Below are 26026 nucleotides of genomic sequence, written 5' to 3'. Positions count from 1 at the left end.
AGACCGACCGACCCGGTGGAGAAATCGACGTCGTCCACGTCCTTGGTGCGGGACGGATAGGACTGGGCGCCCTTGTAGCCGCGGAAATTCTCCAGCTTCTCCCGCGTCTGGTTGCCCAGCAAATACTGGATGGCATGGAAGATCGGACTGGCATGGGGCTTCACCGCCACCCGGTCCTCCGGCCGCAGGGCCGAGAAATAGAGCGCCGTCAGGATGGTCGACATCGAGGCGCTGGAGGCCTGATGGCCGCCAATCTTCAGCCCGTCCAGGTTGGGACGGACATGGTTGGCGTTGTGGATGGTCCAGGACGCAAGCCAGAGTACCTTGCGCTCCAGCTCGGCCAGGCAGGCGAGATCGGCGGAGGACGGCTGGATCGCGGTCATGGGTCTGCTCCCGAACGGGGTGTTATGGTTCGAAGAACTTATCATTTGTGATCCGGCAGATGCTTGCGAAGTGGCGCCGGCCGCGGTTCCGCTTTAGCATCCAATGCCAGGATTATATGGGAAACAGCATTCGATGCCAAAGCACTCCCTCGACCGCATCGACCGCAGGATTCTGGCAGCCCTTCAGCAGGACGGCCGGCTCCCCAACAATGAGCTGGCCGAGCGGGTCGGGCTGTCGCCCTCCCCTTGTCTGCGGCGGGTCAAAGCGCTGGAGGAGGCGGGGGTGATCGCCCGCTATGTGGCGCTGGTCGACCCGGCCTCCGTCGACCTGCCGGTCAACATCTTCGTCAATGTCAGCCTGGAACGGCAGGTGGAGGCACGGCTCGACGGATTCGAGGCGGCGGTGATGGCGCGGCCGGAGGTGCTGGAATGCTATCTGATGACCGGCGACGCCGATTACCTGCTGCGGGTGGTGGTGCCGGACCTTGCCAGCTACGAAAGGTTCCTGAAGGAGCACCTGACCCGCATCCCCGGCGTCGCCAGCATCCGCTCCAGCTTCGCCTTGAAGCAGGTGCGCTACCGCACCGCCCTGCCGCTGGAGCATCTGCGGGAATAGAGCATCATGCTTTGGCGGTTACCGGCTTGGCGCGGCTGCCGATCATCGGCACCAGCACTGCCGCGAGCAGGCAGAGAGCGCCGGCGGTGGCGAAGGCCGGCAGATAGCTCTGGAGAGCCGTGCGTGACAGCCCGGCGCCGAAGGCCGCGACTGCAGCGCCCAGCTGGTGACCGGCGAAAACCCAGCCGAAGACGAGGTTGGCACGCTCCCGGCCGAAGCGCTCCGCCGTCAGCCGCACCGTCGGCGGGACGGTGGCGATCCAGTCCAGGCCGTAGAAGACGGCGAAGAGCGACAGGCCATAGAGCGTAAAGTCCGAGTAGGGCAGATAGAGCAGCGACAGGCCGCGCAGACCGTAGTACCAGACCAGGAGCCAGCGGTTGTCGTAGCGGTCGGACAGCCAGCCCGACCCGACCGTGCCGATGAAGTCGAAGATTCCCATCAGCGCCAGCAGACCGGCCGCCTGGACCTCCGGCACGCTGAAATCGACGCAGAGCGGGATCAGATGGGTCTGGATCAGGCCGTTGGTGCTGGCGCCGCAGATGAAGAAGGTGGCGAACAGCACCCAGAAGGTCCGCGTGACCGCGGCCTCGCGCAGTGCCCCCAGCGCCGCCGACAGAATGGCGCCAGCCGGGGCGGCAGGCGGGGCGCCCCCGACCTCGCCGAAGGCCGACAGGCCGAGGTCGGACGGACGGTCGCGCATCAGCGCCAGCATCGCCAGGGCCGCCACCGCGATCAGGCCGCACAGCAGGGCGATGGCGCTGCGCCAGCCATAGGCTTCGGTCAGCATCGACAGCAGCGGCATGAAAACCAGTTGCCCGGTGGCGGAACTGGCGGTCAGCAGCCCGATTACCAGCCCGCGGCGGGCTACGAACCAGCGGGTGGCGATGGTGGCGCCCAGCACCATGGCGGTGAGGCCGGTGCCGAAGCCGACGACGAAGCCCCACAGCAGGATCAGTTGCCAGACTTCCCGCATCGCCAGCGAGGCGAGCAACCCGCCGCCGACCAGCGCCAGGGAGGACAGCACCATGCGGCGGACGCCGAAGCGGTTGATCATCGCTGCGGCGAAGGGGCCCATCAGTCCGAACAGCAGCAGGCGGATCGCCATGGCGAGAGAGATGTCGGCGGTGTCCCAGCCGAATTCCCGCTGGAGCGGCAGCAGAAGGACGCCGGGCGCGCCCACCGCTCCGGCGGACACCAGCATCGATAGGAAGGTGACGGCGACGACGACCCATCCATAATGGATGTCGCGGCGGGCCAGGGTGGCGGCGAGGGGGGTGGACAGCATCGGCTCGTAACTCCGGTAACCAGCCTGGTTATTGCGCGGTCACGCCGCCGTCGATGTTGATCGACTGGCCGGTGACGAAGCCGGCGGCGTCGGAGCAGAGCCAGAGCACGGCTGCCGCCACCTCTTCCGGACGGCCCACACGGCCGATGGGATGGCGGGGGCCCAGCACGGCTTCCACCCGGTCGGCACCGCCGAAGGAAGCCTGAGTCATCGGGGTCTGGATAATGGCCGGGCAAACGGCGTTGACGCGCACGCCGAAGGCCGCGACCTCGATGGCCGCGGTGCGGGTCAGCCCCTCCACCGCCGCCTTGCTGGCGGAATATGCGGCGTTGCCGGCCATTCCGATCTGCCCCAGAACCGATCCGGTGTTGACGACCGCACCGCGGCCCTGGCGGCGTATGATCGCCAACTCATGCTTCAGGCAGAGCCAGACGCCCTTCACGTTGACGGTCAATATGCGGTCGAAGGCGGCTTCCTCCATGTCGGTCAGCGGCGCCACCTGATGGATGCCGGCATTGTTGAAGGCGGCATCAAGGCGGCCATGGTCGCGCTCGATCCGCGCGAACAGTGCGGCGACTTCCGCCGCGTCGGCGACATCGGCGGCAACGAAACGGCCGGTGCCGCCTGCACGGTCGATCAGGTCCACCGTCTCCAGCCCCTCAGCCTCGCGCCGGCCGGTGACGATCACTGTCGCACCCGCTCCGGCGAAGGCCAGTACCGTCGTGCGGCCGATGCCGGACGTGCCACCGGTGACCAGGGCGACCCGCCCGTTCATGTCCGCCCCTGTGGTGTTCATTGCAATGCTCATTACCCTCTCCTGTCCCGGAACCGGTTCACAAGGCCCGCTCATGTCCGCCACTTTCATGACGATCATCATCATTGCAGTCTTTAATGATGTCCATCATGAAAAAGAAGCCGAAGCCTGGAATCCCGGAAGCTCAGCCATGCATCGGCTGAATGGCGCGGCTTCGCAGGCGACACCACATCAGCGCGGAGACGGACAAGGGCTGCGACATGCAGGCTGCCACCCGTCGTCGACCTGCCATTCCGGAGGCCTATTCTGGTCCTGGTTGCAATTCCGCCGAACCCTGGCAGCCATCACGACGCATGGCGCCCTTCACGGCGAAGGTCACGGATCCGGGGACCTTGTGGTGAGGCCGACACACGGCCCTCCCCTTCGATCCGGCACCTCGAGGATAAGCTTGACCGCTGCCGCGCAACGGATCATGAAGGCGCGAACATGCTGCTCCATGTATCCGCATGTATCGGGTGCCGTCGGGTCTTCCTCTTTCTTTCGGTCGGGCGAATGTTGCTTTCGCAGCGCTTGGGCAGCCCAAGACTTGACATCTCCCATCGGCACAGGTGCCTCCAAGCCGGATGGCAAGCATTCGTTAACCATAAAGCACCACAACTAGCGAGCGGCCCATCGCCGCGTTCAGCCGACCGCCGAGACCGTATGACGAACGGGTCCGTTTGGCGCCACCGCGCTGATTCCTTTTGGAAGGCTGACACAGCGTGACCTTGCTGACTGCGCGGGCCAACGGCCCGACCGATGTTTCCCCGGCCGGTCAATCGACGATCTCCGCTCCGTGGAACGCCACTCCCTTGGTGCCGACCCTGAGCGGCCTGATCGATCCCTCCCTTCTCCGCGACGAGCTGCTGTCCGACATTACACAGGCGACCGCCGCGGCGCATCCGGACCGCACCGCGATCGTCTATGAAGGCCGCCGCGTCAGCTATGCCGAGTTGGACGCGCGCGCCAACCGCGTGGCCCGCGGCCTGCGGGCGCGCGGGATCGGCCCCGGCTGCTTCGTCGGGCTGTGGATGGCGCGGTCGCTCGACCTGCATGTCGCGCTGCTGGGCATCCTGAAGGCCGGGGCCGCCTATCTGCCCTTCGACGCCGATGCCCCGGCGGAGCGCGTGGCGGTCAGCCTGACCGATTGCGCCGCCCCGGCGATCCTGATCGATCTGGTGACCGGAACGAAGGCGGCGACGCTGGCCGAAGCCGGCGCGAACGTCCAGGTCCTGCGCATCGGCGATGTGCTGAGCGATGATGAGCGGGCGTTCGACCTGCGCGCCGACGGTGTGACGCCGGACAGCCCGGCCTACGCCATCTACACCTCGGGCTCGACCGGCAAGCCCAAGGGCATCGTCATCAGCCACCGCAACATCTGCCACTATCTGCGTGCCGCCAACAGCGTCTATGGCATCACCGCCGACGACGTGGCCTTCCAGGGCGCGTCGGTGGCCTTCGACCTGTCGCTGGAGGAGATCTTCGTCCCCTATTTGGCCGGCGCCACCCTGTGGGTCGCCAGCCGGCAGGTGCTGGACGAGGTGGACCGGCTGGCCGACGTGCTGAACGAGGCCGGCGTCACCGTTTTGGACACCGTCCCCACCCTGCTGGCGATGCTGCCGAAGGACGTGCCGTCGCTGCGCATCGTCATCCTCGGCGGCGAGGCCTGCCCGCCCGCGGTCGCCTCGCGCTGGTGCCGGCCGGGCCGGCGCCTGTTCAACAGCTATGGCCCGACCGAGGCGACCGTCGTCGCGACGGTGGCCGAGGTGCTGCCCGACACCCCCGTCACCATTGGCCGCCCGATCCCCAACTATACCTGCTATGTGGTGGATGAGGCGCTGCAGCCGGTGGCCGCCGGCACCCAGGGCGAACTGCTGATCGGCGGTCCCGGCGTGGCCCAGGGCTATCTCGGCCGTCCGGAACTGACGGCGGAGAAGTTCATCGCCAATCCGTACCGCACCGGTGCACACGATTCGCTGCTCTACCGGTCCGGCGATGCGGTCAGCGTCGACGCCGACGGCAACCTGCGTTTCCATGGCCGCATCGACGATCAGGTGAAGATCCGCGGCTTCCGGCTGGAACTGGGCGAGATCGAGGCCAAGCTGACCGACCTGCCGGGCATTGCCCAGGCCACGGTTGTGCTGCGCAACGACAACGGGCTGGACCGGCTGGTCGCCTTCCTGGTCGCCCAACCGGGCGCTTCCCTGGAAAAGACGGCGCTCCGTGACGCTCTGCGTGCGCAGCTGCCCGCCTACATGGTGCCCGCGCATTATGAACAGGTGGCGGAGCTGCCGCGCCTGACCTCCGGCAAGGCCGACCGCAAGACCCTGCAGGCCATGGCGCTGACCGAGGATGCCGGTTCGGGCGAGCAGGAGGAGCCGCGCAGCCCGACCGAGGCCGCGCTGCTGGAGGCCGCCCGCCGCGTCTTCCCCGGCCAGTCGATCCCATTGGAGGCCGACTTCTTCCTGGATCTGGGCGGCCATTCGCTGCTGGCCGCGCGCTTCGTCTCGGCAGTGCGCGAGACTGCCGGGCTGGCCAGCTTGACCCTGCAGGACGTCTATGGCGCCCGCACGCTGCGCGCCATGGCCGAGAGGCTGGACGCCAAGGCGCCCGCCGGCCAAGGCGCCGCACCCGCCGACCTGTCCTTCGATCCGCCGCCGCTCGGCCGCCGCCTGCTGTGCGGTCTGGCCCAGGCCGCGGCTCTGCCGATCATCCTGGCGCTGATGACGGTGCAGTGGCTGGGCGTCTTCGTCAGCTACATGCTGCTGTCCGGCGAGGATGCCGGGCTGCTGGGCGAGATCACCACGCTGTTCGGCGTCTATGTCGTCATCAACATCGCCACCGTCGCCATCGCCATCGCGGCGAAGTGGCTGATCATCGGCCGGACCAAGCCGGGTCGCTATCCGCTGTGGGGCGTCTATTATTACCGCTGGTGGCTGGCCCAGCGCTTCATCGCCCTGGTCCATCTGAAGTGGTTCCAGGGATCGCCGGTGATGCGGCTGTTCCTGCGCGCCCTCGGCGCCAAGGTCGGCGCCGACGCGATGATCGGCGAGTTCGAATCCGGTGCCATCGATCTGGTCAGCATCGGTCGCGGCGCCTCCACCGGCGGCAAGGTGAAGCTGGCCAATGCCGAGGTGATCGGCAACGAGCTGGTGATCGGCACCATCGAGATCGGCGAGGACGCCTATATCGGCACCTCCTGCGTCATCGGCCATGATGCCGTGGTCGGCAAGGGCACCGAGTTGGCCGACCTGACCGCGCTGGCCGCCGGCACACGCACCGGCGACCATGAATCCTGGGACGGTTCGCCTGCCCGCAAGATCGGCACCGTCGACAGCGCCGCCCTGCCGCAGGAGCCCCGCGCCGGCATCGTCAAGCGCGCCACGCAGGGGCTGATCTATCTGGTCGCCCTGGTCGGCCTGCCGCCGGTGGCGCTGATCCCGATCTTCCCGGCCTTCTACCTGTTCGACAGGCTCGACGCCTGGATGGGCGGAGTGTTCAAGGTCAACTACCTTTACTATGTCCCCGCCATCGCCTGGCCGACCGCCATGTTCCTGGTGGCCTTCACCGTCCTGCTGATCGCCGCCATGCGCTGGATCGTGCTGCCGAAGGTGGAGGCCGGTTCCTACTCGGTCCACAGCTGGTTCTATGTCCGCAAATGGGTCGTGGCGCTGGCAACCGAGGTGATGCTGGAAACCCTCAGCTCGCTCTACGCCACCGTCTACATGCGGGCCTGGTACCGCCTGATGGGGGCCAAGATCGGCCGCGACGCCGAGATCTCGACCAACCTCGCCGGCCGCTACGATCTGGTGGAGATCGGCGAGAAGTGCTTCATCGCCGACGAGGTGGTACTGGGCGACGAGGACATCCGCCGCGGCTGGATGCATCTGCAGCCGGTGAAGACCGAGGCCCGCGTGTTCGTCGGTAACGACGCCGTGGTCCCGCCGGGTTCCTGCATTCCCACCGGCACGCTGATCGGCATCAAGTCCAAGCCGCCGGCGAATTCCGAGATGCAGGCCGGCGACACCTGGTTCGGCAGCCCGCCGATCAAGCTGCCGGTGCGCCAGAAGTTCGACAACGTGTCGGCCAACTGGACGTTCGAGCCGTCGCGCGCCCGCCGTCTCGGCCGCGCCGTGTTCGAAGCCTTCAGCCTGTCGATGCCGTCGATGCTGTTCATCACCTTCGGTACCTTCGCGGTGGAGTTCTTCGCCAAGGCCATTCTGGATCAGCGCTGGGGCGCCTTCGCCTGGCAGTTCCTGGCGGTCAGCGTCGCCATTCCCATGGCGATGGTGCTGATCGTGGCGCTGGTGAAATGGGCGATCATGGGCCGCTATGCCCCCACCATGAAGCCGATGTGGTCCTGGTGGGCCATGCGGACGGAGGCGGTGGCCGTGCTGTACTGGGGTCTGGCCGGCAAGGTCCTGCTCGACCACCTGCGCGGCACGCCGATGCTGCCCTGGGTGCTGCGCCTGTTCGGCACCAAGTTCGGCAAGGGCGTCTACATGGACACCACCGACATCACCGAGTTCGACTGCGTGTCCGTCGGCGACTATTGCGCCATCAACGCCCTGTCGGCGCTGCAGACCCACCTGTACGAGGACCGCGTGATGAAGGTCGGCCGGGTTTCGGTCGGGACCGGCGTCACCATCGGGGCCGGCGCGACGGTGCTGTACGACACCCATGTCGGCGACTTCGCCCGTCTGGGTCCGTTGACCCTGGTGATGAAGGGCGAGGAAATCCCCGCCCACGGCGACTGGGTCGGCGCACCGGCCGAGCCGGCGGTTCATGCCCATGCCACGGTCGATGGACAGGTGAAGGCGGCGGCATAAACAGCCTGCGCGCGTGACGAAAAGACGAGGCTGGTCATACCATTGCGGTGTGCCGGCCTTTTCTTTTGCCCCTACTTCGGCCGACGACAAACCGCCGCGCCGCCTTCCGCCTTGCCGATGGTTGTCTCCGCCCCGCAGCGGTGTATAAGGGGGGCCGAGCGCGGCCTGCCCCCTTCGCGCGCCCGGCCGGGCGCGTACCGCGGAGGCGAGCGGACGCCATTGGATCGCCACGAAGGAACGCCCCAATGCCCGACGACATCGCCTCAGCCCGCGGTCTCTTTCCGCTCGCCAAGGACGACACGACCTACCGCAAGCTGACCTCGGACCATGTCTCGGTCGTCGAATTCGACGGCGAGCAGATCCTGAAGGTCGAGCCGGAGGGTCTGCGCCTGCTGGCCGAGGCTGCCTTCTCCGACATCAACCATCTGCTGCGTCCGGGCCATCTGGCCCAGCTCGCCAAGATCCTGGACGATCCGGAGGCGTCGGCCAACGACCGCTTCGTGGCGCTCGACCTGCTGAAGAACGCCAACATCGCCGCCGCCGGCACCCTGCCGATGTGCCAGGACACCGGCACCGCCATCATCATGGGTAAGAAGGGCCGCCGCGTCTGGACCAAGGGCGGCGACGAGACCGCCCTGTCGGAGGGTGCGCGCGACGCCTACCTGAAGCGCAACCTGCGCTACAGCCAGCTGGCGCCGATCTCCATGTATGAGGAGAAGAACACCCGGAACAACCTGCCGGCCCAGGTCGACATCTATTCCGAGGGCGAGGACTATTACAAGTTCCTGTTCATGGCCAAGGGCGGCGGGTCGGCCAACAAGACCTTCCTGCACCAGGCCACGCCGTCGGTGCTGGCGCCCGACCGGCTGCTGAAGTTCCTGGAAGACAAGATCCGCTATCTCGGCACCTCGGCCTGCCCGCCCTACCACCTCGCCATCGTCATCGGCGGCCTGTCGGCGGAGCAGAACCTGAAGACGGTGAAGCTGGCCTCGGCCCGCTATCTCGACAACCTGCCGACCGAGGGCGGCGAGGACGCGCACGCCTTCCGCGATCTGGCGATGGAGGCAGAGGTCCACAAGTTGACGCAGAACATGGGCATCGGCGCCCAGTTCGGCGGCAAGTATTTCTGCCACGACGTCCGCGTCATCCGCCTGCCGCGCCACGGTGCCTCCATGCCAATCGGCATTGGCGTGTCCTGCTCGGCCGACCGTCAGGCGGTGGGCAAGATCACCAAGGACGGCATTTTCCTGGAGCAGCTGGAGACCGATCCGGCCCAGTATCTGCCGGAGATCGGGGACGAGCATCTGTCGGGCGAGGTCGTGAAGATCGACCTGAACCAGCCGATGGAGCAGATCCGCGCCACGCTGAGCCAGTATCCGATCCGCACCCGCCTGTCGCTGACCGGCCCGCTGATCGTCGCCCGCGACCTGGCCCATGCCAAGCTGCGCGCGCGCCTGGACGCCGGCGAGCCGCTGCCGGACTATTTCAAGAATCACCCGATCTACTATGCCGGCCCGGCCAAGACGCCGGAAGGCTACGCCTCGGGCTCCTTCGGGCCGACCACGGCGGGCCGCATGGACAGCTTCGTCGACCAGTTCCAGGCGGCGGGCGGTTCCATGGTCATGCTGGCCAAGGGCAACCGCAGCCCCGAGGTGACGGCGGCCTGCAAGCAGCATGGCGGCTTCTATCTCGGCTCGATCGGCGGCGCCGCCGCCCGTCTGGCCCAGGACTGCATCAAGAAGGTGGAATGCGTCGAGTATCCCGAACTCGGCATGGAAGCCATCTGGCGCATCGAGGTCGAGGACTTCCCGGCCTTCATCATCGTCGACGACAAGGGCAACGACTTCTTCAAGGAGTTGAAGCTCGCCTGATCCGGGCGAACCGGGCGTGAAGGGGGCGCGGCGCCTTGCGGGGGCCGCGCCCTTTTCCTGCCTGCTTGCCGGACGGCACCGGGGACGCCTATCTTCAGTGCATCGGGATCGGTGGAGGGCTTCCAATGGACGGTGTCTGTGACCGGCGCGCGCCGAAGCGGGACGTCACCTTGTCGCTGGACGAGGACATCCTGCAGCGCGCGCAGTCCCGTCCCGGCGACCTGTCCGAGCGCGTCGAGAAGCTGCTGGCCGACGAGGTGGCGAAAGCCGACCGTGAACGTCGCCTGGATGCCACGATTGCGGCGCTGAACGACTTCGACGCCAGATATGGCTCTTTCGCCGACGAACACCTCGATCATCTGTGATGGCTCAATTCGATGTGCATCGGAACCGAACCGCGACGCGCTCGGGCATTCCGTATCTGGTGATCGTCCAGTCACAACGTTTCGACGCATCTGCACGCAGGGTGGTCGCACCGCTGCTGCTGGCTGACAAGCTTCAGAGCACGGAACCCTCCTTGACCCCGAGTTTCGTGATCGAAGGCCATGACGTCGTTTTGAACCCGCTTCAGCTCGCCTCCGTTCAGATGGACCAGCTGGGCGAGAAAGTCTCTTCGCTCGCCGACGACAGCGACCGCATCATCGCCGCCATCGACCTCCCGATTTCCCGCGCCTGGGGATGAGTAGCCCGTGACACCCGCCCAAATCCAAGACCGCATCCTGTACCGCGACGGGCTGATGCTGATTCTCGACAAGCCCGCCGGACTGCCGGTCCATGCCGGCCCCGCCGGCGGGCCGAACCTGGAGCGGCATTTCGATGCGCTGCGTTTCGGCTTCCCCAAGCCGCCGTCCCTCGCCCACCGGCTGGACCGCGACACGTCGGGCTGCCTGATCCTCGGCCGCCATGCCAAGGCGCTGCGCAAGATCGGCATCCTGTTCCAGAACGGCAAGGTCGACAAAACCTATTGGGCCTTGGTCGCCGGCACTCCGCCGCAGGAGTCCGGACGGATCGAGCTGCCGCTCGCCAAGGTCTCCAACAAGACCGGCGGCTGGCGCATCGTCGGCTCGCCGGACGGGCAGGCGGCGGTCACCGACTATGTCGTGCGCGGGCAGGCGGAGGGGCTAACCTGGCTGGAGCTGACCCCGCACACCGGCCGCACCCACCAGATCCGCGTCCATTGCGCCTCCATCGGCTGTCCGCTGGTCGGCGATCCGCAATATGGCGGGCCGGAGGGCAAGCCGCTGCATCTGCACTCCCGCGCCATCTCGCTGCCGCTCTACCCGAAGCGCGATCCGGTCGGCGCGGTGGCACCGGTCCCGCCGCACATGCAGGCGGCGCTGGCGGCTTGCGGCTTTACCGAGGCTTCATAGCTTCACCGCTACCCTCCGTCCTTGCTGCAATGCGGCAGGCTGCCCCATGATCGTCGATGGAGATGGGGCGATCACGGCAGGCGGGACGAGCGCATGATACCGATCGGCATGACGGCAACCCAGCATGTGGCGACCCGCTGGATGACCCTGCGCTATGCCCTGGCGCTGACGCTGATCGCGCTGGGCACGCTCGCGGGATTCGTCATGACCGAGCGGGTCATCGGTCAGCACGAACGCATGCTGGAGGTCGTCAACGTTTCGGGCCGGCAGCGCATGCTGTCGCAGCGGACGGCCCTGCTGGTGGAGCAGTTGAAGACAGCGACCGATCCCGCGACGCGCGTCCACCTCGCCCGGCTGCTGGATGACGCCACGGACATGTTCGAAGCCGCCCATCGGCGGCTGAGCGGCCAGGCCGGACCGGAGGAAGGCCCGCCGATGGGTCCGCCGCCGCAGGATTTGTTCTACGGCGGACCCGACCCGCTGGACCCGGTGGTGACCGAACATATTGCCGCCCTGCGCCGCGTCATCGCCGCCGCATCCGCCGGTCAGTCGCCGGATCCAGCGGAGGCGGACCGCATCACCGCCCAGGCGCTCGGCCCGCTGCTGGACCGGCTGGAAGAGGTGGTGGCGCTCTATCAGGAAGAGGGGGAGGAGGGCTTCCAGACCCTGCATCGGCTGGGGCTGGCGGCGCTGCTGATCACCTTGCTGATCCTGGCGGTGGAGGCGCTGGCGATCTTCCGACCGATGACCCGGCAGGTTCGCCGCCAATTTTCCGAGATCCTGCGCATGGCGGAAGCCATCGAGCGCGCCAACGCCACGCTTGAACAGCAGGTCCGCGAACGGACAGCGGAACTGCACGCCGCCAAGACCGCCGCCGAGCAGGCCCACCGCGCCAAGTCCCGCTTCCTCGCCCATGCCAGCCATGACCTGCAGCAGCCCCTTCAGGCCATCGGCATGTTCACCGGCATTCTGGAGCGCCAACCGCAGAGCGGCAAGACGGCGGCCCTGCTGACGGATCTGAAGGCGGCGCAACGGTCGATGCGCGACCTGCTGAATGCCATTCTCGACATCTCCAAGCTGGAATCGGGGGTGGTGACACCGAAGCCGGCCGACCTGCCGCTCTCCCCCCTGCTCGACCAGTTGGAAGCGGAGTTCGCCGGGCAGGCGGAGGCGAAGGGGCTGCGCCTGCGCGCCATCCCGACCAACGCGGTGGTGCGCAGCGACCCGGCCCTGCTGGAGCGCATCCTCCGCAACCTGATCGCCAACGCCATCCGCTATACCGAAACCGGCGGCGTTCTGGTCGGCTGCCGGACCCGCGGCGACACGCTGTGGATCGAGGTCTACGACACCGGCCGCGGCATCGCCGAACCCGACCGCCGGCGCATCTTCGAGGAGTTCGTCCAGCTCGACCGCCCCGACCGCGACCGCAGCGAAGGGATCGGGTTGGGGCTCGCCATCGTCGAGCGGCTGGCAAGGCTGCTGGGCCATCCGGTGACGGTGCGTTCGGCGGAAGGACGCGGAACCGTCTTCGCGGTGGGGGTGCCGCTGGCGGGGTGAGATTGTCCCTCTTGCAGGAACGATCTGGTGCAAACGCACTGGATTGTTCCGCGAGGCGCTGGGTGCCAAATTCCCCTCCAGACAACGACACACACCCCAACGGTACGGAGGGTTCCACCATGATCACCATTCGCCATCGCGACGAGCGTGGGGTTGCCAACATGGGTTGGCTGAACAGCAACCACAGCTTCTCGTTCGGCCACTACTTCGATCCCGGCCATATGGGCTTCCGCGCCCTGCGGGTCATCAACGAGGATCGGGTGATCCCCGGCGCCGGCTTCCCCACCCATGGGCATGCCAACATGGAGATCGTCTCCTACGTGCTGAACGGCGCGTTGGAGCATAAGGACTCTATCGGCACCGGGTCGGTGATCCGTCCGGGCGAGGTCCAGGTGATGAGCGCCGGCCGCGGCATCCGCCACAGCGAGTACAACGCGTCGGACACCGAGCCGGTGCATTTCCTCCAGATCTGGATCCTGCCGGAAGCCAACAGCCTCGCCCCCGGCTACCAGCAGGCGGATTTCCCGGCCGAGCAGAAGCGCGGCACGCTGAAGCTGGTCGGATCGCGGGACGGGCGGGACGGCAGCGTCACCATCCATCAGGATGTCGACCTGTACGCCGCGCTTCTGGACGGCGAGGAAAGCGCCACCTTGCCGCTGCGCCCCGGCCGGCACGCCTGGGTCCAGGTCGCCCGCGGCCGGGTCCATCTGAACGGCACGCTGCTGAAGGCCGGCGACGGCGCCGCGCTGACGGATGAGGAGGCGGTGACGCTTGACCGGGCGGACGAGGCGGAAGTGCTGGTCTTCGACCTCGCCTAGGGTCACGTCACAGCACCTGCTTGGGCACCGACAACAGCTCCTTCCTGATGCGGTTCATGCTGGGGCGGTTGTCGGGGCCGAAGGCGATGGGGCGGCAGAGGTGCATGGCGGTCAGCCCGACCCGCGCGGTCAGCAGGCCGTTGATCACCCCCTGCCCCATCCGGGTGGAGATGGCGGCGGCCAGCGAGCCGCCCAGCGCCTCCACCGCCACATGATGGGCACTTTCGGTCACGCCCGCGACGGCGATGTTGGCGAGCATCCGGCGCAAGAGCCGGAGCGAGCCGACATAGCCGGGCCGGGCGCCATAGAGGCTGGCGATCTCCCGAACCAGCTTCAGGTTGCGCCAAAGAACCACCGCGAAATCCAGCAGCGCCGCCGGGCTCAGCGCCGTGGCGATGGCGGTGTCCCGCGACGCGCGCAGAACCCGCTGATAGGCGGCGCGGTCGAGCGGGCTCAGCACCTCGCGGTCGAGCAGCCGCACCACCTCATGCTCGTCATGGGCGTCGGTGACATGATCGCGCACGCGGGCCAGCGCCGGGGCCAGTTCCCGCCGGTCGGCATAGAGCGCCACCAGCGATCCGGCAAAGCGGTCGGCCCGGCCGCCGGGGGCGTCGACTTCCAGCCGGCCGGCCTCGGCCCGCAGTTCCTCGATCCGGCGCAGGCGGCGAAGCGACAGCAGTTCGGTCACCAGCATCGCGATTGCGGCAATGCCGGCGGTGGCGGCGAGCAGGGCGACCAGGACGCCAAGGGCCAGGCTGGTGGCGAAGGCGCGGGCCAGCAGGTCGGCGGTGTCGAAGCCAAGCGCCACCAGAACCAGCGCCGCCAGCGCCCCGAACAGCCAGCGGCCGAGCCGGCGCGTTGTCCGCACCGGCGTAGCCGGGGCCGGCAGCAGGTCGGCCGGTTCGCCGGAACCGGTCAGCAGGGCGGCTTCCTCCTCCGCCGGGACGGGTGCTGCGCGGTCGAGGTCCAGTTCCATCGGCGGAACCCAGCCCGGTGAAGCTTTGCGGGTCTCGCGCTCCGTCACGTCAGATAATCCCCGAGAAGGAATTGCAGGGCCTGATCGACGCGAATGTGCGGCAGGCCGCGCGGGTCGCGGCCGAGGTCGTCGGGCGGCCGGAAGGGCAGGAAATTATAGGGACGGTCGCGGCCGGGCGGGAAGGCCTCGGCATCCTCCGGAATCTCGCCGGGGAACAGCACAGTCGGACGGTCGCGGCCGACGGGAACGCCGCGGACACAGCGCAGTTGCCGGCCCTCATGCTCCGTCACCACGCTTTCAGTGCATTTCAGCGCGGCGATGGCCATGGTCTCGACCTGGGCGCCTTCGAAACGGATGGCGTTGCGGGCGTCGCCGACCAGCCGGTCGAGCAGTGCGCGCAGCTGGGCATGCTGGTGGGCGGCGATGTGGTCGGCCTTGGTCGCGGCGAACAGCACGCGGTCGATCTTGCTGCCGAACAGCCAGTCGAACCAGCCGGAGGCACCATGGCGGAACGGCTCCAGGCTCAGCTCCAGGGCCCGCTTCATGTCGGCCATCCCGGCGGGGCCGGCGTTCAGTGCGCCCAGCACGTCGATCAGCACGATCTGGCGGTCGAGCCGGGCGAAATGCTCGGCGAAGAATCGGCGGACGACATTGGTCTTGTAAGCCTCGTACCGCTCCTCCATCAGCGCCCACAGGCTCCCCCTGCCCCGCTGTGCCCCATGCAGCGGGCAGAAGGTCAGAAGCGGCGCGTCCTTCATGTCACCGGGTTCGACAAAGCGGCCGGGCTGGATCAGGCTGAGCAGCGTGTCGGCGCGGCGGCAGGCGTGGAGATAGTCGGTGTAGAGCGCCGCCCCGCGCCGCGCCGTCTCCTCCTCCGCCGGGGCGGCCGGATCGATGGTGGCGAGCCAGCCGCGCCAGGAGGCCGACAGCTCGTCGCGCGGCGGACGGGCGGCGAGTTCCAGGGTCTGCGCGCTCCATTCCGCGAAGCTCTGGCGGAGCAGCGGCAGGTCGAGCAGCCATTCGCCGGGGTAATCGACGAGGTCGAGGTTCAGCGTCGCCATCGGTTGCACCGTGCGCTTCAGCGCCGAATCCGGCCGGTAGCGCAAGGAGACGCGCATCTGGCCGATGCCGCGCGTCGGCTCCGGCCAATGGGGATCGGGGCCGGTCAAAGCGGCGAGATGGCCTTCGAAATCGAAGCGCGGCACGTCGGGATCGGGCTGCGGCCGCAGCCGCGCCGCCTGGAAGCGGCCCGACGACATCACGTCGAGGAAGGGCAACCGCCCGGCCTTCAGCAGATTGTCGACGAGGGCGGTGACGAACACGGTCTTGCCCGCCCGCCGCAGTCCGGTGACGCCGACGCGCACCGTCGATTCCAGAAGAAGCCGGCTGCCGGCGTCGTACAGGCTGTTCAGGTCGGGAATGCGCACGGGCGGACGTTCACCTCTGGCCGATGACCGGCCCTATATGGGGTTGAGCCGGCGCGATGCGAGGGGCCGGATGCGACGTTTGGAACAGCGTGAAACAGTTTTCGGGGGTGTGTTCACTGTTCCATCTGCAGGGCATCGGCGGGGACCTCCGCGGGTGGGGACCGGGGGTCATTCGTATCATGGATGCGGGGGAGCGGGTAACGGTGGGATGGAAAAGTCGGTGAGACACATGCGGAAACCGCCCTCTCCCGCCCCGGGAGAGGGAACCTAGCCGCCGATGTAATGCGGCATCAGCTTCGCCTGATCGCCGATCCATACACTGCAGCGGCTGTCCTGGTTGCGGAAGAAATAGGCCTTGCCGGGCTGGCGGCGGTTCTGCGGGTCGATCAGGTTGGCGCCGCCGGAAAAGGCGACGCCATAGCGGTAGTCCGGCGTCGATGCCCAATAGAGGCCGTCGATCTGCTGAAGGAAGGCGCCGCGCTGACACAGGTGCGACAGGGTGCGGTCGAAGGTCGCGAGGCCCTTCAGGCCGTCGGGCAGGCTGTAGACGGCACGGCTTTCGGTGCGGCGCAGGCGCGGCTGGTGGCCGGGCGGCGGGGGTTCGTAGGCGCGGAACAGCGGTCGCAGATGGCCGGGGTCGGTGCGGTCGGTGCGCAGAACCTCCTGCGCGCCGGCGGCGGCCGGAAGCAGGAGGGAGACCACAAACAGGATGGTAAGGCGGCGGGTCATCGCACCGACGGGTTGTTGGCGACGAAGGCGAAATAGGGCAGCCGCCGCACCGCGTCGGCCACCATCAGATAGGCGACCGCGAAGGCCAGCAGCGAACTGAGGAAATAGCCGTATCCATACCACGGAAAGCCCATCCGGCTGAACAGCAGGGTGAAGCCGGCGTTGGTCGCCAGATAGACCAGTTGCACCGTCAGGTTCCGCGCCCGCAGGTCGAAATAGGCGAGGATCACCGTGCAGAACAGGAACATCACCTGGAAGAAGGCGCCCAGCACGCCGAAGCGGAACATGCCGATCTGCTGGTACTGCAGGCCGATGGCGCCGACGATGGCCGGGGCCAGGAAGATGCAGACGGCGCAGACGGCGCCCTGGAGGATGACGAGGTTGCGGCTGCTGTCGAGCAGGGCGGCGATGATGGCGCGGTGGTTGCGGGCGATCTGGTCGAAGGTCGCGTGCTTCTGGATGTCGCGGTAGAAGGCCTGGTAATGCTCGAAGAAGCGGGTCTCGATGTTCACCGTGAACAGGGTCAGCGCCGGCAGCGTCGTCAGATAGGCGATGAACATGGCGCCGTCATAGGCGCTGTAGATCGCCATGGCGCCGGAAACCAGCTCGCGCTCCGGCGCGAACCACATGATCCACTTGTCGGTCCAGACGGCGGCATTTGCGAAGAACCCGATCAGCGCCAGATCGGCGTATTTGCGGAAGTAGGACAGGAAGTCGAACAGCCGGCCGACCGGGTAGGGATATTCGGCCAGCACCCGCGCGATCAGCCCGAACTGGATCACCGCCAGCCCGGCGGAGAATCCCCAGATCATTCCGGCGGCGCCGAAGCGGTCGCCCAGCAGCACCGCCCCCACCATGCCGGTGGTCATGCCGACGCCGAAGGCGATGGTGACCGCCAGATAGTCCTTCAACGCCGACAGGAAGATCGACACCACCCATATGCCGCAGACCAGGAAGAAGTTCGCCAGCCCGCCCAGCATGATCGGCAGCGGCAGGCCGCTGAACAGCGGGTAGAAGGGGCCGGCGGTCAGGCCGGCGATGGCATAGGCCAGCCCAAGCGTCGCCAGCAGCATGCCGGGCGCCGCCTCCACCTCCTTGGCATAGATGGCGTCGGCGAGATAGCGGGTGGCGACCAGCACCAGCGGCCCGGTGAACACCACCGAGAAGCAGAAATTGTAGATCACCACCACGCGAAACAGCGTCAACTGCTCCGGCCCCACCAGATCGCGGCCGAACAGCGTGATGCCGGCCAACGCCAGGATGGTGAACATCCAGGGACCGGAGGTGATGAAGGCGGAATGGGCATAGCCCTGCAGCACGCCCAGCAGATCGTCGCGCCGGGCCAGCCGGCGGAGCGCGAAGCCGATGCCGGCCATGTCACGTTTCCGTTCTTGTAGATAGACGCACTAAACCCCCAATTGAAACAAAACATTCCATCATTTTTACAACATAACATTGGCAAAACTTCACATCACTTTTCTAGCCTGAATTGTCTCCTCACCCCCGAAAAAGATATTGCTAGCGCAGCAATCGATATGAAGGATGTCAAGTTAATCCACAAGTGTAATACGATATTTGTCGCCCTCACCGGAGGATCTCCACCGATAATTCCGAAAGGATTTATTATGGTCTGCGCAGACAAAAAGAAAGACCTCGCCAATCCATTTAAATAATAATCGCCGCATAGCTGAGCCTGCCAACTCTCTATCACACTTGACTTTGAGCAGTCCAAGGACGTCATCGCCCAATTATTTGCATAAATCATTAAAACATTAAATATGAACAGAGAGATTGTCCACGCTAGCGGCCTGTATGGTTTACCGCCAAAATCAGAAATTGCATCGTAACAAAAGCTCACCACCTTCAAGAAAGTATCTTGCTTGATACGCTCTATCCGCATTTCATTCGAACGAACAACAGCAAGCGCAGACAACTCTCCGCGCGCTTCAAGGTGACCCCTAAAATTTCTCAATGCCTGCATATCTTCGGAATACACGCCAAAATAACCCCCATCCTCATTAATGCGTGGACTGAGAATTTGGGAGTCGTTAGAGATTGTTATCTCCCTGAATGGAGACCTATGTTCAGATCCCTTACAACGGAGATTGCATATAACAGATCGATCAATGATAAGGCTCCCCACAGATTCTGGATTAATCCTCATCATGCCAACATGGCATCCAACCAAAAACAAGCGATGCACATCAATATCAGCATCTATGGGTTCCGACTTTAATTCTATATTAACAATCCAGCAATTACGAAACGTAATAATTCCTCTAGGCGCACTTATCACCACATTTAAAATAATTAAATCAGAAAATCCCGTGAAATCGAAGCATTCTTTTATTTCAATGCAATCAACCATATACCGTCCGGCTACGAAACGCTTATTATTGGATATCGGCTTTTCCTCCGGCGCAATTCCGCTAGTTATGTGAGATGAGAAGTCATTACTATCGACTATTAATTTCGTTGACATTCCTCGCTTTAATGACTCCCTGGTCGCACCAACGATATAAGACGACGCCGACTCGAAATAACTTTGCCCATTTTCATTGAAATACTTGTAGGTCACTCCTTCCCTATCTCGATAAGCCTTTACGAAATTAGAGTATTTTATGACAACCTCATGTTCTGCTCCAAAAGAAGTCCTCATAATCCAGCAAAATTCATGAGGAACATCCTTGAGCTTAACGGCACTAGATATTCTCAACACCAACAACACCGCCGATACAATAAAAACAAGCCAGAATCCACCCTGAGCATAATCATGGAATGAATGCGTGTTCATCAGGTCCACCATTGTTTCAGAAAATACTCACGGCGTCTTTTAATCCAATCAACGGCAAGGAATACACCTTGAAATAAAATCTACCCTGCCGCTCCAATTTTGATGTGCTCGTCATAGATGGCGCGATAGACGCGGTCGATGGTGACCTTGTCGTAGGACTGGGCGACCCGCCGGGCGATGGCCTGCGCGCAGCGCTCCCGCCAGGGGCGGTCGAGCAGCAGGGCGCGCAGCTCCCGCGCGGTGTCGAGCGGACTGGCCAGCGGCGTCACCGCCCCGCCCGGCCCCAGCGGCGGAACCTCGTCCGGCCGGCCCATCAGCAGTTCCGAACAGGAGCCGACATCGGTCGCCACCGTCGGCACGCCGGACGCCCCGGCTTCCAGGATCACCAGCGGCTGCGCCTCGCTGACGCTGGTCAGCGCAATGGCGTCGATCTTGCCCAGCCAGTCGGTCAGCTTGACCCGGCCGGCGAAGATCACCGTCTGTTCCAGCCCCAGATGCTTCACGATGGTGCGGCATTCCTCGACATAGCCGGGGTCCTCCTCCAGCGGGCCGAGGATCATCGCCTTCAGGTCGGGGATGTCCTCGCGCAGGATGCCGGCGGCGCGGATGTAGGTCTTCACGTCCTTGATCGGCACGACGCGGCCGATCAGGGCGATGGTCGGCGGGCGCGGCGCGGGGTCGCGCCGGACCTGCGAATAGCCGGCATAGTCGATGCCGTTGGGCACGATCATCAGCTTGGCCGGGTCGGCGCCCTGACGGCGCTGGAACTCCTGGTTTCCGCCGTACAAGGTGATGATGCGGTCGCAGGCGTCGTAACAGGCCTTGGAGTAGCTGGCGAAGGTGTCCAACCACAGATCGCGCAGGTCGCGCTTCTTGCGGTCGAGCGCCAGGGAGGTGTCGGCCCCCTCGAACAGCCATTCGGCCATCAGGATCTCGATGCGCCGTTCGTTGGTGTAGATGCCGTGTTCGGTCAGCAATGCCGGCCGGCCAGTCTCCAGCCGCGCCCGCGCGGCGAACAGCCCGGCATAGCCGGTGGAGATGGCGTGATAGACCGACGCCTGCGGCATCGGCACCAGCAGGGTGGCGAACAGCCCGCTCATCAGCGCGCGGCTGCCCCAGAAATATTCGAGGAAGGAGGCGTCCGGCAGGGCGGCCCTGCACATGCGCACCACCATCTGGAAGGCGTCCTCGGAGTTCAGCAGCGCCCGCTTGCCGATCCGGCCGCGCCGCGGCGCCAGCAGGCGCAGAACCTCGGCGACCTCGGCCAGCCCTCCCCCCTGCTGCAGGCGGGCGAGCGGTTTTTCCAGGGCCGCCACCAGCCGCCCGGTGCCGGGCTGCCAGCGCCAGCCGGCGGGCGGGTCCTGCAGATAGACGTGGGTCAGGCCGGTGACGTTGGGCGGCAGTTCATAGGCGAGCTTGCGGGCGCCGCGGTCGGCGACCAGTGCCACGATGTGGAAGGTCAGGTCCGAATGGGAGCGGATCAGGTCGTGCGTCCAGGTCGACACGCCGCCGGCGACATAGGGATAGGATCCCTCCATCAGCAGGCAGACGTCGGCCTTGGGGGCGTGGGGCGCTTCGGGCGGCAGCGGTTGGGACGGGGAGCGGCTCATGCGGCCAGCTCCTTCGCGGCGGTCTCGGCGACGGCCGTTTCGTCGTCGCGCCACAGGGCGAAGACGTCGCGCAGCGCATCGGGCAGTGCCGCCCCGTCGCCCAGCAGGTCGGGCCGGCGCAGGGGCAGCGCCCGCAGGTCGGTGAAGCGGCCGAGCCGGAACAGGCTCTCGGCATACCAGAACAGGATGCGGCTGTCGGACGTGCGGTCGACCAGCGGTTCCAGCCGCGCCGCCGCCTCCGCCGCCAGCCCGCAGCGCAGCAGCAGCCGGCCGAGGTCGAGGCGGATGGCGTCGTCGTCGGGCGCCAGCTCCAGGCTGCGGCGGTAACCGTCCAGCGCCTTCTCGCGGATCTCCGCCTCGCGGTTGGAATCGAGCAGGCCGCAGAAGGCGTAGTCGTCGAGGTGGCGGGACAGGGCGGCCAGGGCACCGGCATCGTCCGGATGGGCGCGGGCCGCATGGTCGAGCGACTGCCAGCGCTCGTTGAACTCATGCTCCACCCGCGCGGTGGCGGTGGCGGCCTGGACGCGGACGGACGGGTCGGCATCGGCGAGACCGGCCTTCAGCGCGGGCGTGAAGGCGGGACGGAAATGGCGGGCGACCAGGGCGATCACCGCCTGCTTCTGCTGCGGCGTGCCCATCCACATCATGTCGGTGAAGGATTCGCCCGCCACCAGATGGGCGTTCTCGCGGCCCGACACGATCAGCTCGTACAGCTCCTGCGCCGGGCCGGTCTCGCTTTCGGGGAAGAGGGAGAGATACCAGTCCTGGAAGCCGGTGGCATAGCGGCTGAACAGCGCCAGCAGCGCCGCGGTCACCAGCGTGCAGGCGGCGCCCAGCGGACCCAGCGGCACCATGGTGACCAGCAGAAGCCCGGCCAACCGCAGGTCGCGGCCGCGCCGCGCCCGGCTGCGCAGCCACAGCCCGACCAGCCCGCAGAGCATCAGGTGCAGCGCCGCGGCCGACGCCGCGGCGAAGGGAACGCCGGACAGGCCGAACGCCAGCGCCCCGGCGTCGAGCAGGCCGGCGCCGAGCGTCGCCGCCACCAGTTCGGCGGTGCCGGCGGCCGGGCGGTCGCCCGCCAGTGTACCGGCAGAATCGGTCAAGTCGGGGGACAGGGCGGTCATCGTACGCCCTCCAGGACTATCTTTTCCGGCAATAGTCGCCCTCTCCCGTCCCGGGAGAGGGAGGGGACCCACGAAGTGGGGAGGGTGAGGGGCAAGGCAAGATTCCCGAACCGCATGGCTTCTTGGATCACCCCTCACCCTTCCCATGCTTCGCATGGGCCCCTTCCCTCTCCCGGGGCGGGAGAGGGAGTCGGTGCAGGCTCAGGCGGCTCGACCCGGCGGGTGACGAAGCTGATGGGGATGCTGGACAGCCCGTCGGGCAGCTCCCGGCGCACCGCGCGTTCCAGCTTCGCCTCCACCAGCTTGGCGCCCTCCAGCGGCGTGCCGGCCAGGATCACGCCGAAGGAGGCGCCCTGCTGGCCGAAGTCGCAGGCGAGGTCGGTGTCGCGCAGGCTGCCACGCACCGCCGTGCCGATGGCGGCGGCAAGGTCGGCGCGCTGGCCGACCGACAGGCGGGACAGGCCGGTGGGGCGGATGGTGATGGCCGTCGTCTCGAACCCCATGCGGCGACCGAGCAGGGCCAGGAACTCCGCCTGCCGGCCGATGTAGCTGGAGGAATAGAGCGCGTCGTCGGTGAAGACCCGCTGTTCGTTGGCGGTGCGGAACTGGCGCGCCTTGGCCAGCGCGGTGCCGATCCATTCGCACAGGATGCGGAAATTCTCGACCGTGTTGACGCTGAGATCGGTGAAGCCCAGGCTTTCCACCTTCACCATGCCGACCACCTCGCCGGTGTCGCTGCTGACCAGCGGCCCGGCCAGCACGCCCTCGCCGGCCAGGATGCGCTCGTCCTCCACCCGGTTGACGCAGAGCTGCCGCTGGCGGGCGATCACGGTCTGGAACAGCGGGGTGCCGCTGTCGAACCAGCGGGCATAGCTGTCGTGGTCGTCGTCCCACCCCTCGTTCGTCACCGATTCCAGCACGTCGTTGTTCAGCAGGAACAGCGAGAATTTCTCCGGCTTCATGACGGTGCGGACGAGGTCGGCGACGCCCAGCATCACCTCCCCCTCGTCCAGATGGTCGATGGACTTGGCGGCCTGATAGAGGGTGAAGACGGTGCGCAGCTGGCCGGCGACGCGGGTCTCAAGGCTTTCCTTCACCGATTTCAGCGCGCGGTAGGAGCGGGCGATGGCCTCCGCCTCCTGGCGGGCGGCGGCAAGGCCGGCGCGCAGTTCCTCGCGCTCGCGCAGCTGGCGCATGCGCAGTTCGCCGAACAGAACGGCGGCGACCAGCCACAGGATGGGCTCGCGCGTCAGGGTGAAGAGATGGTCGTAGAGGTCCTGGTCGATGCCGGCATCCGGCATGTTGCCGAACCGCAGCGCCACCGACGCCACCAGCGCCGCCAGCACGCCCTCGCTGGTGCCGTACTGGATCGCCAGCAGCAGGACCGGGATCCAGAAGGGATGCGGCTGCACCCCGTCGAAGCGCATCCCGGAGCCCAGCCAGCCGTCCAGCCCCAGCGCCACGCCGAAGAACAGCAGCAGTTCCAGCAGCGCGACCGGCCGCAGGCCGAACCAGCGGCGGGGGGAGGCGCCGTCGGCGGAGGCAGGGCTCGGCGGGCTGGTCATGCGGGTCCGGGCCTCAGCGATCGCCGGCGACCACCGGCCGCAGGCTGTCGATCATCCGCGTCACCACGCGCTGGGCAACGTTGTTGACGCTGTCGCGGCTGAAATAGCCGCGCCCGGCCTCCGACTGGCTGGAGGTCCAGAGAACGGCGCCGTCGGAGCTGCGGACCAGCCGGGCATTCAGGCCGACCACCGGCTCCTCGCGCAGGCCATGCTGGTAACCATATTCGGACACACTGCCGGTCAGCACCGCGTCCACCCCCAGCGTCCGGCCGGCGGCCTGGGCGTCGAGCGGGACGGTATCGGCCGGCGTATCGGTCACGGCGGTGGCGCTGGCGTCGCCGGTGGGCTTGGCGGCGGACAGGCGGCTGCGGACGCGGGCCGCATCCATGCTGCGGAGGCCCTCGACGCCGTAAAGCTCGGTGGAGACGATGTCGGCGGCGATCTGGCCGGCGTTGGGGTGGTTGGTCAGATTCTCGAAGGGCAGGACGGCGACGGTCGAGCCGGCCGGCAGCACGGCGCCCGGCTGGGCGAAGTCGCGGCTGTTGATCCGGCCGAAGCTGCAGCCCGCCAGCAGCAGCCCCGCCGCCAGCAGCGCCCCACCGGCCCGAACACCCTTGCCCATCATTCCCGCACCCTTTCGCCGCATCGCAATTCCACCTTTTTTAACCATAAAGTGTTGACACACCGTCAATAACGCCAGACCAGACTGACGCCGGCGCTGTTCACCGCGCTGGCCGTGCCGCGCGAGGTGGAGCGGGCATGGCTGGCGCGGAAATTCAGCTCCATATTGTCCGCGGGCTCCCAGCCGATGGACAACGATCCTTGCGGCCCGCTGCGGCCCCGCCGGTCATAGGCGTAGCCGACTTGCGCCGCATAGCGGACATAGTCGGTCAGATAGTCCTCTGCGCTGAGCTGCAGCGCATGAACCTCACGCGTCGCCGCCGGCAGCGGGACATAAGGCTGGCCTAGCGAATCCTGCCGCTCCTCGCGGTGGGCGACATATTCGGCGTCCAGCACATAGGCGACGCTGGTCAGCGGCCCGGCGGCGTTCAGCGTGTAGCGCAGCGATCCCTCCACCGTGGCGCTGCGCGCCAGATCGGCCTCGCCGGCAAGGCCATAGCGGTTGTAGCCGGCGCCCAGCGACAGGAACCAGCGGTCGGACAGCCGGTCCTCATGCTGGAAGAACAGGCGGTCGCGGCGGCCGCCGTCGACGATGCCCTCAAGGAAGGCGAAGCTCGGCTCGCTCCAGGCGAAGCCGGCGCGGGTCTCCGTTTCCTCGCCGCGCCAGCCGTGGGTGTAGCCGGCGCCCAGCGTCCGCGGCGCGGCGTAGAACGACAGGGTAGAGCGCTCCGCCTCAGGCCAGTCATGGACCAGCGCCGCCTCCAGACGGGAGCGGGCGCCGTGGAACGCCTCCAGCCGGCCGTCTTCGCGGCGCGCGGCGTCAACGTCGACCTCGCGGCGCTCGACGCTCCAGGTGAAGGCGGTGGAGCGGCCGAGGTCCTGCACGCCGCTGAAGCGGGCGATGCGCTGCATGTCGGCGTTGCGGACCTTCTGCCAGTCGAGGTCGAGGCGGCTGTGGTCCGCATTCTCGTGCAGCAGCAGCGCCTTGCCCTGCACCAGGGAGGGTTCGTCGGGCGTCAGCTCCAGCGCCGTATCATAGGCCCGGATCGCCTCGCGCCAGCGGCCGAGCCGCTCCTCCGCCTGGGCCAGCAGGGCGGTGGACTGGGCGTCGCTGGGGTCCTGTTCCAGCAGGTCGCGCAACAGGCTCCGCGCCGGGCGGACGTCGCCGCCCTCCATCAGCGCCAGCGCGCGGAAATAGTCCAGACGCCGGCGGGCGGCACGGTCGGCAGCCTGGGCCTCGCGGTTGGGGCCGGCGGCGGGGGCGCGGGTCAGGGCGACGGTGAGGCCGGTGGGATCGGTCGCGACCGTCGCCTCGACGCCGGTGGCGAGCACCAGGACGACGCTGTCGTAGCCGTAGAGGATGTTGTCGACCCAGGACTCCAGCCGCTCCGGCACGCGGTCGAGCGCGACGTCGCCGAGCGGGCGGTCGAAGCGCAGGACCAGCTCGCGGCCGTCGCGCTGGCTTTCGGTGGCGACCAGGCCGGGCCAATGCAGGGCGAAGCGGGCGGCGCGGTCCTCGCGCACGGCTTCCAGTTGGACAGCGGTTTGGGCGTGGGCGGGGGTGGCGGCGAGGAGGAGGGTTAGGAGGGCGAGCCGTATCACTCCCTCTCCCGCCCCGGGAGAGGGAAGGGGCCCAAGCGAAGCTTGGGAAGGGTGAG

The 26026-nt window shown here is 66.9% G+C and carries 21 protein-coding genes (1 of these 21 cut by a window edge); 8 read left to right on the top strand and 13 right to left on the bottom strand.

What is annotated here, in order from left to right; genetic code table 11:
- Positions 1–383: the 5' end (the start) of a transketolase-like TK C-terminal-containing protein gene (locus tag B9N97_RS11690; RefSeq protein ID WP_085086470.1), read on the bottom strand. 2029 nt of this gene lie to the left of the window's left edge; the window shows 383 of its 2412 coding nt (coding positions 1–383); it begins with the start codon at positions 381–383; its stop codon lies beyond the left edge, outside the window.
- Between the two features lie 133 nt (positions 384–516).
- On the opposite strand from B9N97_RS11690, the gene B9N97_RS11685 reads away from it, so the two are divergent.
- Positions 517–999, top strand: coding sequence for an Lrp/AsnC family transcriptional regulator (locus B9N97_RS11685; RefSeq protein WP_085086468.1), 483 nt, complete (start codon positions 517–519; stop codon positions 997–999).
- A 4-nt stretch (positions 1000–1003) separates the two neighbouring features.
- Here B9N97_RS11685 and B9N97_RS11680 read toward each other — a convergent pair whose 3' ends face one another.
- Positions 1004–2284, bottom strand: a complete 1281-nt coding sequence (locus B9N97_RS11680; RefSeq protein WP_085086466.1) for an MFS transporter — start codon at positions 2282–2284, stop codon at positions 1004–1006.
- Between the two features lie 28 nt (positions 2285–2312).
- Entirely contained in the window at positions 2313–3092 is a 780-nt protein-coding gene (locus B9N97_RS11675) for a glucose 1-dehydrogenase (RefSeq protein WP_244560681.1), read from the bottom strand.
- Positions 3093–3799: 707 nt separating this feature from the next.
- Between B9N97_RS11675 and B9N97_RS11670 the strand changes: the two genes are divergently transcribed.
- The 7 genes from B9N97_RS11670 (at position 3800) to B9N97_RS11640 (ending at position 13522) form a co-directional block, all read left to right on the top strand.
- Entirely contained in the window at positions 3800–7906 is a 4107-nt protein-coding gene (locus tag B9N97_RS11670; protein ID WP_085086464.1) for a Pls/PosA family non-ribosomal peptide synthetase, read from the top strand.
- 245 nt (positions 7907–8151) lie between these two features.
- Positions 8152–9777 (top strand): fumarate hydratase, encoded by a 1626-nt coding sequence (locus tag B9N97_RS11665; RefSeq protein WP_085086462.1) that lies wholly within the window; start codon positions 8152–8154, stop codon positions 9775–9777.
- 125 nt (positions 9778–9902) lie between these two features.
- Entirely contained in the window at positions 9903–10142 is a 240-nt protein-coding gene (locus tag B9N97_RS11660; RefSeq protein ID WP_085086460.1) for a type II toxin-antitoxin system CcdA family antitoxin, read from the top strand.
- Positions 10142–10459 carry a CcdB family protein gene (locus B9N97_RS11655; protein ID WP_085086458.1) on the top strand — a complete coding sequence of 106 codons (318 nt, stop codon included), beginning with the start codon at positions 10142–10144 and terminating at the stop codon, positions 10457–10459. Before B9N97_RS11660 ends, B9N97_RS11655 begins: the two co-directional genes overlap by 1 nt.
- Positions 10460–10466: 7 nt before the next feature.
- Positions 10467–11147: an RluA family pseudouridine synthase gene (locus tag B9N97_RS11650; protein WP_085086456.1), complete on the top strand. Its 681-nt coding sequence runs from the start codon at positions 10467–10469 to the stop codon at positions 11145–11147.
- A 108-nt stretch (positions 11148–11255) separates the two neighbouring features.
- The gene (locus B9N97_RS11645) at positions 11256–12704 is read left to right on the top strand and encodes an ATP-binding protein (protein WP_244560680.1); all 1449 of its coding nucleotides are present in this window, start codon (positions 11256–11258) and stop codon (positions 12702–12704) included.
- Positions 12705–12823: 119 nt separating this feature from the next.
- Positions 12824–13522 (top strand): pirin family protein, encoded by a 699-nt coding sequence (locus tag B9N97_RS11640; protein ID WP_085086452.1) that lies wholly within the window; start codon positions 12824–12826, stop codon positions 13520–13522.
- Between the two features lie 7 nt (positions 13523–13529).
- On the opposite strand, the gene B9N97_RS11635 is transcribed toward B9N97_RS11640, so the two are convergent.
- From B9N97_RS11635 to B9N97_RS11595, 10 genes are all read right to left on the bottom strand, one after another.
- Entirely contained in the window at positions 13530–14546 is a 1017-nt protein-coding gene (locus B9N97_RS11635; RefSeq protein WP_085086451.1) for a TIGR01620 family protein, read from the bottom strand.
- On the bottom strand, positions 14543–15925 hold the full coding sequence (locus tag B9N97_RS11630; protein WP_085086449.1) for a YcjX family GTP-binding protein: 1383 nt from the start codon (positions 15923–15925) through the stop codon (positions 14543–14545). The genes B9N97_RS11635 and B9N97_RS11630 overlap by 4 nt, the downstream gene beginning before the upstream one ends.
- A gap of 267 nt (positions 15926–16192) precedes the next feature.
- Positions 16193–16654 (bottom strand): hypothetical protein, encoded by a 462-nt coding sequence (locus B9N97_RS11625; protein ID WP_085086447.1) that lies wholly within the window; start codon positions 16652–16654, stop codon positions 16193–16195.
- Positions 16651–18030: an exopolysaccharide Pel transporter PelG gene (gene pelG / locus B9N97_RS11620; protein WP_085086445.1), complete on the bottom strand. Its 1380-nt coding sequence runs from the start codon at positions 18028–18030 to the stop codon at positions 16651–16653. Before pelG ends, B9N97_RS11625 begins: the two co-directional genes overlap by 4 nt.
- Positions 18031–18125: 95 nt before the next feature.
- Positions 18126–19448, bottom strand: a complete 1323-nt coding sequence (locus B9N97_RS34920; RefSeq protein ID WP_143266613.1) for a hypothetical protein — start codon at positions 19446–19448, stop codon at positions 18126–18128.
- 80 nt (positions 19449–19528) lie between these two features.
- The gene (gene pelF, locus B9N97_RS11615; RefSeq protein WP_244560679.1) at positions 19529–21058 is read right to left on the bottom strand and encodes a GT4 family glycosyltransferase PelF; all 1530 of its coding nucleotides are present in this window, start codon (positions 21056–21058) and stop codon (positions 19529–19531) included.
- Positions 21055–22182, bottom strand: a complete 1128-nt coding sequence (locus B9N97_RS11610) for a hypothetical protein (RefSeq protein WP_244560678.1) — start codon at positions 22180–22182, stop codon at positions 21055–21057. The genes pelF and B9N97_RS11610 overlap by 4 nt, the downstream gene beginning before the upstream one ends.
- A gap of 134 nt (positions 22183–22316) precedes the next feature.
- The gene (locus B9N97_RS11605) at positions 22317–23747 is read right to left on the bottom strand and encodes a GAF domain-containing protein (protein ID WP_085086443.1); all 1431 of its coding nucleotides are present in this window, start codon (positions 23745–23747) and stop codon (positions 22317–22319) included.
- A gap of 13 nt (positions 23748–23760) precedes the next feature.
- On the bottom strand, positions 23761–24393 hold the full coding sequence (locus B9N97_RS11600; protein WP_085086441.1) for a hypothetical protein: 633 nt from the start codon (positions 24391–24393) through the stop codon (positions 23761–23763).
- A 41-nt stretch (positions 24394–24434) separates the two neighbouring features.
- Positions 24435–25970, bottom strand: a complete 1536-nt coding sequence (locus B9N97_RS11595) for a tetratricopeptide repeat protein (protein WP_085086439.1) — start codon at positions 25968–25970, stop codon at positions 24435–24437.
- Positions 25971–26026 lie beyond the last annotated feature (56 nt).

Origin of the sequence: Azospirillum oryzae, from assembly GCF_900177515.1 — a bacterium.
Lineage (GTDB): Bacteria > Pseudomonadota > Alphaproteobacteria > Azospirillales > Azospirillaceae > Azospirillum > Azospirillum oryzae_A.
Note: the sequence above shows the minus strand (reverse complement) of the source record. Positions and strands in the feature narration are given on the sequence as shown.

Coding starts and splice junctions, on each gene's coding strand:
- B9N97_RS11645 (WP_244560680.1), top strand. CDS start 11,256: ATGACGGCAACCCAGCATGTGGCGACCCGCTGGATGACCCTGCGCTAT.
- B9N97_RS11605 (WP_085086443.1), bottom strand. CDS start 23,747: ATGACCAGCCCGCCGAGCCCTGCCTCCGCCGACGGCGCCTCCCCCCGC.
- B9N97_RS11660 (WP_085086460.1), top strand. CDS start 9,903: ATGGACGGTGTCTGTGACCGGCGCGCGCCGAAGCGGGACGTCACCTTG.
- B9N97_RS11680 (WP_085086466.1), bottom strand. CDS start 2,284: ATGCTGTCCACCCCCCTCGCCGCCACCCTGGCCCGCCGCGACATCCAT.
- B9N97_RS11640 (WP_085086452.1), top strand. CDS start 12,824: ATGATCACCATTCGCCATCGCGACGAGCGTGGGGTTGCCAACATGGGT.
- B9N97_RS11665 (WP_085086462.1), top strand. CDS start 8,152: ATGCCCGACGACATCGCCTCAGCCCGCGGTCTCTTTCCGCTCGCCAAG.
- B9N97_RS11600 (WP_085086441.1), bottom strand. CDS start 24,393: ATGCGGCGAAAGGGTGCGGGAATGATGGGCAAGGGTGTTCGGGCCGGT.
- B9N97_RS11610 (WP_244560678.1), bottom strand. CDS start 22,182: ATGACCGCCCTGTCCCCCGACTTGACCGATTCTGCCGGTACACTGGCG.
- B9N97_RS11685 (WP_085086468.1), top strand. CDS start 517: ATGCCAAAGCACTCCCTCGACCGCATCGACCGCAGGATTCTGGCAGCC.
- pelG (WP_085086445.1), bottom strand. CDS start 18,030: ATGGCCGGCATCGGCTTCGCGCTCCGCCGGCTGGCCCGGCGCGACGAT.
- B9N97_RS34920 (WP_143266613.1), bottom strand. CDS start 19,448: ATGAACACGCATTCATTCCATGATTATGCTCAGGGTGGATTCTGGCTT.
- pelF (WP_244560679.1), bottom strand. CDS start 21,058: ATGAGCCGCTCCCCGTCCCAACCGCTGCCGCCCGAAGCGCCCCACGCC.
- B9N97_RS11675 (WP_244560681.1), bottom strand. CDS start 3,092: ATGAGCATTGCAATGAACACCACAGGGGCGGACATGAACGGGCGGGTC.
- B9N97_RS11655 (WP_085086458.1), top strand. CDS start 10,142: ATGGCTCAATTCGATGTGCATCGGAACCGAACCGCGACGCGCTCGGGC.
- B9N97_RS11625 (WP_085086447.1), bottom strand. CDS start 16,654: ATGACCCGCCGCCTTACCATCCTGTTTGTGGTCTCCCTCCTGCTTCCG.